The sequence below is a fragment of the Cellulomonas sp. Root137 genome (assembly GCF_001426725.1).
Lineage (GTDB): Bacteria > Actinomycetota > Actinomycetes > Actinomycetales > Cellulomonadaceae > Cellulomonas.
Genome location: NZ_LMFG01000001.1, coordinates 2,109,057 through 2,122,313 on the forward strand (window position 1 = coordinate 2,109,057; position 13,257 = coordinate 2,122,313).

4 protein-coding genes are annotated in these 13,257 nt (G+C 75.1%); all 4 read left to right on the forward strand.

Going from position 1 to position 13,257, the window contains the following annotated elements; genetic code table 11:
- Positions 1 to 54 precede the first annotated feature (54 nt).
- Genes ASD18_RS10015 through ASD18_RS10030 form a run of 4 tightly spaced genes read left to right on the forward strand, consistent with a single transcriptional unit; the run spans position 55 to position 13,257 of the window.
- Positions 55 to 2,919 (forward strand): hypothetical protein, encoded by a 2,865-nt coding sequence (locus ASD18_RS10015; protein ID WP_056090068.1) that lies wholly within the window; start codon positions 55 to 57, stop codon positions 2,917 to 2,919.
- Positions 2,916 to 6,359 (forward strand): DUF6603 domain-containing protein, encoded by a 3,444-nt coding sequence (locus tag ASD18_RS10020; RefSeq protein WP_056090070.1) that lies wholly within the window; start codon positions 2,916 to 2,918, stop codon positions 6,357 to 6,359. The genes ASD18_RS10015 and ASD18_RS10020 overlap by 4 nt, the downstream gene beginning before the upstream one ends.
- Positions 6,356 to 9,160 carry a hypothetical protein gene (locus ASD18_RS10025; protein WP_056090075.1) on the forward strand — a complete coding sequence of 935 codons (2,805 nt, stop codon included), beginning with the start codon at positions 6,356 to 6,358 and terminating at the stop codon, positions 9,158 to 9,160. The genes ASD18_RS10020 and ASD18_RS10025 overlap by 4 nt, the downstream gene beginning before the upstream one ends.
- Positions 9,157 to 13,257 carry a hypothetical protein gene (locus ASD18_RS10030; RefSeq protein WP_056090078.1) on the forward strand — a complete coding sequence of 1,367 codons (4,101 nt, stop codon included), beginning with the start codon at positions 9,157 to 9,159 and terminating at the stop codon, positions 13,255 to 13,257. The genes ASD18_RS10025 and ASD18_RS10030 overlap by 4 nt, the downstream gene beginning before the upstream one ends.

The following is a 13,257-nucleotide window of genomic DNA, read 5'->3' on the forward strand; positions in this document are numbered from 1 at the left end:
GTCTAGCGTCCGATGTGTCCGGAATCGCCTCGGCAGTGGGGCAGGCGAGAACTGATGCAGCTTCCGCTCCTCCTCGCGGGTCCCGTCCTGCGTCGCGTCGACGCGGGCCTCGTCGCGGTCCAGGTGATGCTCAGCGAACCGGCGACGGTCAGGCTCACCGTCTGGGAAGGCAGGGTCGCGTTCGACACCACGAACCCGCCCTTCGCCAGCAGCGGCGACGACCCCGACCCCAACGCGCCGACGCCGCACCCGGGCGAGGCGACGGTGCGCATCGGTGAGCAGCTCCACCTCGGCCTCGTCACGGCGCGTCTGCCTCCCGCCTCCGGCAAGGTCTTCCAGTCCGACCGGCTGTACTCCTACAACCTCACCATCACGGGCGCCCAGAACAGGACCGACCTCGCCGAGCTCGGACTGCTCGGCCCGCACACGGTCAGCGGCGTCCAGGTGGGTCCCCTCGGCTACGCCGACCGGATGCTGCCGAGCTTCGCCCTCCCGCCGACGACCCTCGACGACCTGCGGCTGGCGTACGGATCGTGCCGCCGGCCCTTGTACGACGACGGCGACGCGCTGGCGTGGATGGACGAGTACCTGAACGAGCAGGTCGACGACCCGCGCGCGCGGATCCACCAGCTGTTCCTCGGCGGGGACCAGATCTACGCCGACGACGTGGACCCGATCATGATGCTGCGCGTCGTGGAGCTGGGCGTGGAGCTCATCGGCACCGACGGCGGGGTGCCCGTCGAGCGGGTGAAGGTGGGCCAGGTCCTCCGACGGTCGCCGGCGAGCACGCCGACCGCGGCCGACCCGACCGCTGCGTACACCGCGGAGACGCCGCAGGAGACCACGACGGCGGGGGACCTGCCGGCCGGGCCACCGCAGTTCCCGATCCATGACGGCCGGAAGGGTCTGACCGTCGACGGCCGGCTGGGCCTGACCACCGTCAGCGGCCAGCTCACGAGCATCGACGGCAAGAACCACCTCATCTCGTTCGGGGAGTTCGCGGCCACCTACGTCCTGGTCTGGTCGCCCGCCTGCTGGGGGGAGGAGGTGCCCGGCGCGACGACGAGCGCGGGCACCGCCGTGCGCTGGCTGGACTCGCTCGGTGCCGACGAGGACGTCGTCCTGCCCACGCACGTCCCGCCGGAGCGCGTCCCGCAGCACCTGTACGCCAGCGCCGCGGCGCTCGCAGCGCGTGCGGCGAAGGAGGCGAAGAAGACCGACGAGGACCGCGCGAAGGAGGCCGAGAGCGAGCGGCGGTCGAGGCTGCGCAGCCATCGCGTGCACCGCGAGTTCCTGCTCGGGCTCGGCCGCGTCCAACGCGTGCTGGCCAACGTGCCGACGTACATGATGATCGACGACCACGACGTCACCGACGACTTCTTCCTCAACCCGATGTGGCGCCATCGGGTGCTCGGGACCGCCCTCGGCCAGGTGATCCTGACCAACGGGATGCTCGCCTACGCGCTGTTCCAGGACTGGGGCAACGACCCGCGCCGGTACGACCCCGTCACCACCCCCGAGCATCCCGAGCTCGGCGGTCAGCTCCCGGGCGACCTGCTCGACCAGGCGGCCCGGCTGTTCCCGGCGTCGACGCCCGGTCCGGACGAGGACGCCTTCGCCGCCCTCGGTCGGATGTTCGGGCACAACCTCGACAACCCGCTGCTCCCCGACGGCCGGTTCGGCGCGGTCGACGCGCCGATGACCTGGCACTTCACCGTCGACGGCCCCAAGCACGTCGTGGTGGCGCTGGACAACCGGACGCGGCGCAGCTACGCCGCGGAGATCGGTCCACCGGGCAACGTCTCGACCGAGGCGCTCGTGGACCAGATCCCGCGACCGCCGCTGCCCGCGGGGCGCGAGGTGCTCGTGGTGATCGCGCCCCTGCAGGTGATCGGGCCGCCCGTCATCGACGAGGTGGTGGCCCGGGCGATCTACCGGATCTTCGACCTGTTCACGGCGGGCGACCTGACCGACCCGGAGTCGCTGGCCGGCGACCGGCGGATGCCCGGGACGAACCCCGACGCCCTGGAGACCTGGGCCTTCGACGCGGTCACCTTCGAGCACCTCCTGGCCAGGCTCGCGGAGCACCAGCGGGTCGTGGTCCTGTCCGGCGACGTGCACAACGCCGCGTCGAACGTCATGAGCTACTGGCGGGGTGGGCAGGAGCGCCCGGCCCGGATCGCGCAGTTCACCTCCAGCGGGTTCAAGAACGTCATGCCCGTGTACCTGCGGGCGCTCGACCGCAGCGCGATGCTCCTGCAGGAGCTCCTGCGGGCGGGGCTCGGCGTCGAGCGGCTCGGCTGGACCCGCCCCGACGCCGACCTCGTGCTGCTGCCTCGCGACCGGACCGAGGCGGACCTGGTGGCGACGACGCGGGCCAAGCTGCTCCGCAGCCCGGTGCTGCTGGCGACGCACGGCTGGCTGGACGACAACGAGGACGGCGTCGAGCCGGACCCCGAGCTCACGTCCCGGCTCAACCCGGCGAAGCCCCCGGACTGGCGCTGGCGGGTGGCACCGCTGCTGGACGGCCGCGCCGACGTCGACCGCCCGGCTCCGATCCGGGTCACACCTCTGGACGATGCCCAGATCGAGGCCCAGCTCGCCGACCCCGCGACGGCCTTCGTCGCGATGCAGGCCGTCGCGGGCCGGCACCAGGCCGCCCTGGGACGCATGCGGAACACCCGGCAGATGATGTTCCGGTCCAACTTCGGGATCTGCCGGTTCGAGTCGGGCACGGACGGCGAGGTGACCGCCGTCGGGGAGGTGCACACCTCGGCCGTCGACCCCGAGACCCAGCTCCCGGTGCTCGGCCCGTACATGGTGCACCGGGCGTCGCTGGGGCCGGTGGACGAGTCGCCGCCCGACCAGCTGAGGGAGTCCGTGCTCCGCCGGGTGCCGATCCCGGAGCCGGAACCGTGAGCGCCCGCTCGGTGCTCCGCCAGCTGGCGGGCGAGGTGCTCGACTTCGTCACCTTCTCCGCCGACCTCCTGGGCCGGCCCGAGGTCCGCAGCGCGGTGCTCGCCGACCTCGGGGCCGCGCCGGACGCGACCACGAAGGCCCTCGTCCTGCCGGAGGCCCCGCTCGCCGCGATCACGGAGTACCGCGCGCAGGTGGACACGGACCTGCAGGCGGACATCGAGGCGGCCGGCAACCTCGCGCTGCTCCTCGGGGCCGTCATCGACCAGGTCGAGTCGTGGCAGGGCACGGACTGGGCGGGCCGCGGCGACACGTTCGTCAACAGCCTGCTCGACCTGCTGGGCAGCACCTACGTCCGACGCCGGTGGCCCAAGCTGTTCCTGGTCATGCAGGCGGTGGCGATCACGACCGAGCTCACCGGGTCGCTGGCGCCGGGGGATCAGGCCCACACACGGTTCATCGACGCGTTCGGCACGATCCTGTCGTTCGTCTGGAATCCCGGGCGGACCCTCGACGACCTGGACGACACGCAGCCGGGCGCCGAGGGAAGCACCCTGAACACCAAGCTCGACACGGCGTTCCTCGTGGTCGACGGGCTCATCCGCGGCATCGTCGCGGCGATCGCCGTCGTCGACCAGACGCTGGACGAGGACGCCCTGAACGTGCTCGACGACGTGATCGTCGGCTGGGACGCCGCCGCGCTCGACGTAGACTCGCCGGCCCGCCCGACGGCGGCGGACGTCCTGGCGGGCCGGATGGTCTCGCTGGCCCTGCGGCGCGACGGCGGCACCGACTCCGAGCAGCTCCGGGTCACCTGGATGTACCTGCCCCGGCGCCAGGGCACCCCCGCCCGGCCGCACCAGCTGTTCCTCGCCCTCGGCGGCACGCTCACGCTGGACGAGGTCCTCAACCCGGACGCCACCGACGGCCCGACCTGGAGGTTCCGGGTCGACATCCGCAGCGATGCCGGCGCCGCCCTGCTCATCGACGGCGACGGCGTGCAGCCCAACGCGGCGGCAGCCGGCTCGGCCGTGTCGGTGGGCTACCGCGCCGTGCCCGACGAGACCCGGATCAGCTACGCCCTGCCGCGCGCGACCGGGACGCGGCTCGAGATCGGTGAGATCGCCGCCGTGCTCACGTTGAGCGCCTCCGGCGCGCGGATCCTCCTGAGGCTGGACCACTGCGCCCTGGTGATCGACTCGGCCGACAAGGACAGCTTCGTGCGCAAGCTGCTCGGCGGGCGGCCGATGCGGAAGGTGTTCTCCCTCGGCCTGGGGTACGACGCCGCGCTCGGGTTCATCCACGAGGTGCACGTCCCGCCGACGGTCGACGCGACGGGACCCGAGCCCCCGTTCGACTCCTCCGGCCCGGCCGGCCCGCCCGCGATCGAGAAGACCCTCCCGCTCGGCGGGGGCGGGACGCTGGGGATCAACGTGCACGAGGTGGTGCTGCGGCTGGCCGGGCGCCGTGCGGAGGCGCCGGAGACAGGCTGGGCGGTGGCGGCCGGCGGGCTGGTGTCGTTCAGCACGCAGCTCGGGCCCCTGTACGTCCGCGTCGACCGGCTGGGCCTGTTCGCCGCCGTGGACACCATGACCCCGGCGGCGGAGCGCAACCTGCGGGTGATCGACGCGCACGTGGACGCGACGCGGCCGACGGGGATCGCCCTGGACCTGCGGACCGGACCGGTCAGCGGAGGCGGCACCATCCAGCACGACCCGACCACCGGCGACTACGTCGGTGCGCTCGTCCTGCGCGTGGGCAAGCAGATCACGATCACCTGTGTCGGGCTCGCGTCGACGCGGGACCGTGAGGGCAACGACCTGTCGTCCCTCCTCCTCATCGGCACGGTCGAGCATCTCGGGTGGCAGGCCGGCGTGGTCACGCTCGACGGACTGGGTGTGCTCTACGCCGCAGACCGGACGCTCGACGTGGCCGCCGTCCGCGCGGCGCTGCCGTCCGGGCAGCTCAAGCACATCCTCTTCCCCGCCGACCCCGTCAAGCACCTCCCGGAGCTCGTCACGGCGCTGCGCACCTTCTTCCCCCCGAAGGAAGGGACGCACGTCTACGGCCTCCTGGTGAAGCTGACCTTCGGCAGCGCCCACCCCCTGCTGCGGGCCGACCTCGCTCTCATGCTGGAGCGCGACTCCGTCGCGGAGACGAGCCGGCTGCTCGTGCTCGGGCGGGTGTCGTCGGTGCTGCCGCAGGAGGAGAACGCACTCGTCCGGCTCAACCTCGACGTCGTCGGAGTGTTCGACTTCGACACCGGGGCCGCCGCCCTTGACGCGGTCCTGTACGACTCGAAGCTCTGCGGACGGTTCGTCCTGACCGGCGCCGCCGCGTTCCGGCGCGAGCGCGGTCAGGGGTTCGCGCTCGCGGTGGGCGGGTTCAACCCTCGGTTCAGCCCGCCGGCGAACTTCCCCGTGCTGCCGCGGGTCTCCGTGGCGCTCACCACCGGCGACAACCCCAAGCTGGTCATCGAGGCCTACCTCGCGATCACGACGAACACCCTGCAGTTCGGCGCGAAGGCGTCCCTGTACGCCGCCGCGTACGGGTTCAGCATCCAGGGGTACATCGGGTTCGACGTGCTGGTGAACTTCTGGCCGCCGCACTTCATCGCGGACTTCGCGGCCGGCGTGCAGCTCAAGCGCGGTTCCCGGAACCTGTTCAAGGTCGACGTCCGCGGCATGCTCGAGGGGCCGATCCCGCTGCGGGTGGCCGGGAAGGCCACGTTCGGCATCCTCTGGTGGGACTACACGGTCTCGTTCGACAAGACGCTGATCGGCGGGAGCGGGTCCGTCGTCACCGAGACCATCGACGTCGTCACCGAGCTCCTCACCCGGCTCGGCGACCCGGGCAGCTGGCGGACGGAGCTGCCGGCGGCCGCGACCCAGGTGGCCGGCGTCCGGAACGTGCCGCGCACCGACGGCCTGCTGCTGCACCCCCTGGGTCGGCTCGTCGTGCAGCAGGGACTCGTCCCCCTGAACACCACGCGGGAGATCGACCGCGTCGGGGCGTTCGTGCCGAGGGACGCCCGCCGCTTCGCGCTCACCGAGCCCCGGATCGGCGGCGCGACCCCCAGCATCGCTCCCGTCAGCGACGAGTTCCCGGACAGCCAGTTCTTCGAGATGAGCGACGCCGAGCGACTGGCCGCGCCGGGCGTGGTGATCCGCGAGGCAGGGGTGAGCTTCGGCAACGACCGCTACGCCTCCGAGGCCGCGGCCGGAGTCGCCGCACCGTTCCGCTACACCGAGATCGTCGTCGGGCCGGACGGCGTGCCCGTCGTGCTGCCCGACCCGGTGAGCGCGGAGCCCGGGCACCTGCGGGCCGGCCTGCGGTTGTCCGCGGCCGCGCGGGCGGCGACGCGCACGGCCGTCGCCGAGCGCTACGCCGGGGTGGACCGGCCGGACGCCCCGCGCCTGGCAGGGCTGGTGAGGACGCCATGACCGAGCCGAGCCTGGTCTTCCTGCCGTGGGCGCGCCGGGGTGGTCCGCTCGACCTTCCGCCGGACGTCCGCGACGGCCACCCGGCGAGCCAGGCCTCGGCCACCGCGGAGGTGAAGGTCAACGGCGCCGGACCGGCGACCGTCCCCGTCCGGCTGCTCGGCCCGGGCGACGTCACCGGGCTCCCGACCCAGCAGGTGATCCGCACCGACCCGGCGCCGGGGGCACGGACGTTCGAGGCCAACTACCTGCCGCTCGTGGAGTTCGACGAGCCCGCGCTGCCCTGGCTGTTCACCCCGGCCTCGGCGTCCGCGGCCCGGTTGCGGCCCTGGCTGTGCCTGGTCGTGGTGCGCGAGCAGCCGGGCGTGCAGCTGGCGCCGCCCGCGCGCGGCTCGCTGCCGGTGCTGAGGATCGGCATCCCGGCCCGCCCGGAGGACGAGCTGCCCGACCTCGACGACAGCTGGGCCTGGGCGCACGCCCAGCTGGCCACCGAGGTCGCGATGACCGACGCGGCGCTCGCGGACGCGCTGGCCGCCGACCCCGGGCGCAGCCTGTCCCGGCTGGTCTGCGGGCGGCTGCTGGCAGAGCAGACCGAGTACCTCGCCTGCGTGGTGCCCACGTTCGAGGCGGGCCGGCTCGCGGGGCTGGGGGACGATCCCGGCGCCGCCGAGGGGCCGGCGTGGCGACGCGCACCGGGGATGCCGGCGGTGGAGCTGCCGGTCCTGCACCACTGGCGGTTCGCGACCGGCCCGGCCGGCGACTTCCAGTCCCTCGCCCTCGCGATCCGCGGCCGTCCGGTCGCCGACGGCTTCGGCACCCGGGCGGTGGACCTGTCGACCTCGGGACTCGGGATCGCCGGTGCCGAGGATGCCCAGGTGCGGCTGGCGGGGGCGCTCGTCGCGCTCGAGGCACCCGTCGGGCGGTGGTCGGACCCGGCGATGGAAGGGCGCTTCGCGGCGGCCCTGGTCGACGTGCTCAACGCGCCCGACCAGGTGCCAGCGAACAACCCGCTGCTGGCTCCGCCGCGGTACGGCTCGGCGTACGCCGCCCCGGCGGCCCTGGACCCCGCGTCGCCAGGACACTGGTACCTGCAGCTCAACACCGACCCGGCGAACAGGGTGGCGGCCGCCCTCGGCACGCTCGTGGTCCAGCAGCAGCAGGAGACGCTCGTGGCGGCGGCGTGGGACCAGGCGGCGGACCTGCACGCCGCGGGGCGGGTCTTCGGGCTGGCCGCGCTCGGCCTGGCGGTCGCCGGAAGCCTGCACCGGCGGCACGTGGCCCCGCTGCCGCCCGAGTCGGGCCTGTTCGTGCTCGCTCCCTTGCGCGCGCGGCTCCTGCGGGCGTCCGCGACCGGGAGCACCAGCTTCGCCCAGCAGTGGGCCGAGGCCCGGCTGCCGGACCTGGCGCTGAGCTCCGTGGTCCGGCGGGTGACCCGCCCCCGCGGCCCGGCCGTGCGGAGGGTGGGACCCACGGCGCCGGTGACCGGGATCGGCGTCCTCGGGCGGATGGCACCGACCGCGATGATGGGCCGCGAGTTCACGCCGGCGGCCGGCCCGCTGACCTTCGAGGCGGGGGGCGGCGCGCTGCTCCTGTCCTGGGCGCAGGTGAGCAAGGACGCGGTCGAGGGCGCGCCGCCGCGGCCGGGGTTCGAGATCGGCCCCACGCCGACGCCCGCCCCCGGACCGGACCCGCTGCCACCGTTCGGCGGAGGCGTGGTCGTGGGCGGCGTGCTGGGCGGCGGCGTGCTGCACGGGGGGCTCGCCGGGCATGCCGAACCGTCCCTCGCGCGGCGCCGACCGACCGATCCGTTCGACCCGACGGACCCGACCGACCCGACGGAGCCCGACCCCGTCGACCCGACGGAGCCGGACCCCCACCCGCACCCGCCGCGCCGGGACAACCAGGTGGCCGCGGCCTTCCGGACCGCAGCGGCACGTCATCTGTCCGCGTTCCTGGCCCCGGCCCCGCCGGGCCGCAGCCCGCTCGGCATTCTGGCCGTGGACGCGATGTTCGCCGAGGCGCTGGAGCTCACCACGCCCGCCCGGACCTTCTCCGCCCGGGTGTCCGGCCTGCTCGAGGAGCCCGTGCCTCAGGACCCGGCGGGTCCGGTGCCGCCCGTGCGGTTCGCGCCGCGGTTCGACACCCCGATGTCGCGCTCGCTCGTCGAGCTCGGTCAGCACTGGCTGCTGCCCGGGCTCGACGGCGTCCCGGCCAACACCGCCCTGGGCCTGCGCACCAACGGGGAGTTCGTCGAGGCGTTCCTGGTCGGGCTCAACCACGAGCTCGGCCGCGAGCTGCTCTGGCGCGAGTACCCGACGCCGATGACCGCGACGTTCTTCGACCGCTTCTGGGATGCGGCCGTGGCGCCCGACGCCCCACCCGACATCACGCCCCTGGACTCGTGGGGAGGTCGGGCGCTGGGCGCGCCGACGGTCGCCGAGGACCGGTTCGTCCTGCTCCTGCGCAGCGAGCTGATCAGGCGCTTCCCCGACGCCCTCGTGTCCGCCACCCGTCCGGGTCCGCCCGCCGAGCAGCTCCTGCCGGTCTTCCGCGGCGCGATGGAGCCCGACATCACCTTCTTCGGGTTCGCCGTACCGCTGGCCGACGCCGACGACTGGTCGATCGTGATCGCCGAGCAGCCGGGCGCCCCGCGCTTCGGCTTCGAGGTGGGGGAGGCGCCCGCCGGCGTCAGCCACGCGCCCGTGACCGAGGCGACGTCGGCGAGCCAGGCCGCGCGGCTGCGCCAGCTGCCCGCCCGGATGACCATCCCCGTGACCGTGCTCCTGCGGAGGCCGACGCCATGACGGACCCGCTCGACCTCGCCCCGCTCACGACTGACGCCGTCGCCGCCGATGCCAGGCTGACGGACCAGGTGGCCGAGTCGCGGCACCCGCTCGTCCTGCTCCCGGTCCGGCTGGAGACCCGCTTCCGCGACGGCGAGCTCCTCGTCCGCGTCTACCCCGACCAGCTGCACGTCGACGCCCACGACCCCCGGGTGTCGGCCGCGGAGATCGCGGCGGGGGAGGAGTTCTGGCGCGCGCAGTGGCGGACGGGCACCGACCGCGAGCGGGCGCAGCGCGCCTGGTCCGCGCTCGCGGACAGGTGGGGTCCGGGTCGGGCGGCCTGGGTGGTCCGCGCCACGTCGCCGACCAACCCGCAGGCCCGGCCCGATGCTGCCGTCGCCGACGGCGCGCCGCTGTCGGTCGAGCCCACCTTCCCCGCCCTCCAGCCCACAGAGCAGCGGAGCACCCCGGTCGCGCGCCTGCTGCCCACCCGCTGGACCGCGACGGCCTACGCCCAGGGGGCAGTGGTCGCGGTCGCCACCGGGAGGCCGATCACCGCCGACCTCGCCGTCGGCCCCGACCTGTCCGTCCCTCTGGTGCACGAGGAGCACGGCGACGACGAGGACGACGAGGTGGCCGCCGTCGACCGGGCGATGAGCTGGCTCGTCGACTTCGCCACCGCGGAGGACGTCGGCATGGCGCTGCGTCTCCCGGCCTCCGGGCCGGTGGACCTGCTCCTGGTCACCGGCGTGCGCGACGCGGGGGACGGCGCGGGCGACCTCGCCACTCTTCTGGACGCCCAGCGCTACAGCGAGGGGCTGGCGTTCCTCGACCCGGAGACGCCGACCAACAACGCCGAGGGCGCCCCGTCCGGCTGGTCCAGTGCCGCCACCGGGACGTGGGCGCCGACGCCCGGGGGCTCCGGCGCGCGCACCGCGACCGCGCTCGGGCTCTCCGACGCTGCCGCGCTGCCGGGCGGGAGCGACGCGGACGAGTCCGTCGCCGAGGCGATGAGCACCGTGCTGTGGCCGTCCACCTGGGGGTACTGGCTGCCGCAGCTCGCGGGGGTCGCCCTCGACGACGCCGAGTGGGCGCGGGACCACGCGCGACGGTTCGTGCGGCCGGGTGGGCCGCTGCCGACGCTGCGGGTGGGCCGGCAGCCGTACGGGCTGCTGCCGGTGACGTCGCTCGGCCGGTACGCGGGCGACGAGCGCGCGAACCGCCTGCGGCGTGCCCTCGTGGGTCTCGTGGACGGCGCCTGGCGCCCGGCGCTCGGGCAGGCGCCACGGATCGGCCGGGGCGACGTCGCCGCCGACCTGGTCGACGTCCTCCGGCTCGGAGCGCGGTCCGACCGGGTCCGCCTGCGTCGCGCGTTCGGTGCCCGCGTCGCATCGCACGTCCAGCTCTTCCTCGGCCGCCGGCTCGGCGACGCCGGGTTCTGGGAGGTCGCCAGAGACCGGGCACTGCCCATCGCCGCGGCTGCCGGTGCCGGTCTGGTCCCGGCCGCGCTGAGCGTGCACGAGCCCGACAGTGCACCGCTCACCGTGCCGCTGGTGGGCGCGAGCGGCGAGCTCCGCGACCTGCTGGCGGCCGACGTCGACCAGCTCGCGTCCGGCGGTGACGACACGCCGCCGTCCCTGCTGGCCGCGCTCGTCCGGCACGGCCTGCTGCGGGAGCACGCGGTCGCGGCCGCGCGGCTGCTCGGACCCGAGGCGCCGGAGGTGACGGACGCGGAGCTGTACGGCTTCGGCGATCCCACCCTCGGTTGGCGGGCGCGGCGCGACGCGACACTGCCGGACGGCGGCACCGTGCGCGAGCGCGTCGCTGCGGGGACGCCGGAGCTGACCGCGTTCCGCTCGGCGGTGGAGGTGCTCGCGGCAGCCGACCCCACCCACCTGGAGCGCCACCTGCTCGGCACCCTGGACGCGGCGGCCTACCGGGTCGACGCGTGGGTCACGTCGCTGGCGAGCAGTCGCCTGGCCGAGCTGCGGTCGGACGAGGAGCTGGGCGCGCTCGTCGGCGGCTACGGCTGGGCGGAACGGCTGGCACCGTCGACCGCCGACGTGGTCGCCGAGACGCCGCCGGGCGAGCCGGGCGAGCTGCTGTCCGCGCTCGACGATCCCGGGTTCCTGCACGCGCCCTCGCTGCACCAGGCGCAGGTGGCCGCACTGCTCCGGAACGCGCACCTGGCCAACGGCGGCGGTGCGGCGGACCCGTTCGCGATCAGCCTCACGTCCGAGCGCGTCCGGCTGGCCAGGACCGTGTTCGACGGCGTCCGCGCCGGCCGGTCGGTCGGCGCCGTGCTCGGCTACCTGGTGGAGCGGGACCTGCACGAGCACGGCCTCGACAAGGCCGTCGACAACGCGCGCGAGGTGTCGCCGCTCCCGGGCGAGGAGCACCTGCCGCCGGCCGCACGCCGGCTGGACGGGCTGAGCCTGCACCAGCTGTGGGCGGCCAGCGAGGACCACGCCGTCGACCATCTCGTGGGCGGCGACCCGAGCGAGGCGGACCGCGCGTCGGCCCTGGCGGTCCTGCGCAGGCTCGGTGCCACGGTGGACGCCACCGCCGACGTGCTCCAGGCCGAGCAGGTGCACCAGTTCGCGCTGGGGGACCTGGACCGCGCAGTGAGCACGGTGACCGACTTCGACCGTGGGCTCGTGCCGCCGTCGACGCTGGACGTCGTGCAGACCCCGCGGTCCGGGGTCGGTGTCACGCACCGGGTCGGAGTGCTCCTGGACCCCGGCGCGGCGACGACCGCGGGGTGGGCCGGACCGACGCGCTCGGCGCGCGCCGCGGCGGAGCCGGGGCTCGACGCCTGGCTGGGCCGGATGCTCGGCGCGGCCACCGGACGGACCGTCACGGTGCGCGACGCGGCCGGCGACGTGGAGCGCCCGGTACCGCTGCCGGACCTGGGCATGGCGGCCGCCGACCTGGTCCGGGTGGCCGGCGCGGGGGAGCACGGGTGGACGGAGCTGGCGGCCAGGGCAGCCCTGGCGTCCGGCGTCGACCTGCTGCGCCCGGCGCTCGTCCCGGACCGGGCGCTCCTCGACCTGCTCGAGGTGGGTCGCTCGCTGTCCGCGCTGCTGGGTCCGGCCGGGCCGATGGACGGTGGGACGCTGCAGCCGCCGCACGCGGACGCCGAGCCCGGGGTCGACGTCGCGGAGCTCGAGGCGAGGGCGGCCAACGCGCTCGAGGCGGTGCGGAGCGCGGTGGACGCGCTCGATGCCGCCCTCGCCGACCAGGGCGCACAGCGGCTGCGGGACGCGGTGGCTGCCAGCTGGGCGTTCGGGGTCGGAGACGCCGCGGTCCCCGTCGAGACCACGATCGACGGCTGGTCCGCGGCGGCGACCCGCGCCCGTGACCAGCTGCGGGGTCGGCTCGTGGAGGCCGGCGCCGTCCAGTCGAAGCCGTCTGCGCCCGCCTGGGACGCCGCCCTGCTGCGGCTCCGGGCGCTGCTCGGGCCCGGCTTCGTGGCGCTGCCGCGGTTCGTCGCCCCGACGACCGCCGACCTCGTGGCGTCGCGGGACGATCCGGCACTGCTCGGCGGGGACCCGCTCGCGGTGGAGGTCTGGCTGACCCGGATGGAACGGGTGCGGGAGCCGCTGGCGCGACTGGGCATCGCGCTGCGCGAGGCGGAGGCGCTGGGCGGACCGGCCGTGTCACTGGGCGCCGCGCAGGTGCCGCACCGGCCCGGCGACGTGTGGAACGCACTGCCCGCCGATCACTACGTGGACGGCGCGGTCTCCCTCGCGCTGTCCGGCGTCGAGCTCGTCGCACCGGGCCGGGAGATCGCCGGGCTCCTCGTCGACGAGTGGACCGAGGTGATCCCGTCCGCGACCGAGACGACGGGCGTCGCGTTCCGCTACGACCCGCCGGAGCTCATGGCCCCGCAGGCGATCCTGCTGGCCGTGCCGCCGGTGGTCGGCGAGCCGTGGACGCTGGGCACCCTGAACCAGGTCCTGGTCGAGACCCTCGAGCAGGCACACCTGCGGGCGGTCCCGCCCGGCGCGCTCGGCGCGGTCCGGCAGTACCTGCCGGCCACCGTGCTCGCCTTCAACGCGGAGCGGGACGCGGTGTCGACCAACCCGAACGCGCTGACCACACCGGTGGTGGGCTGA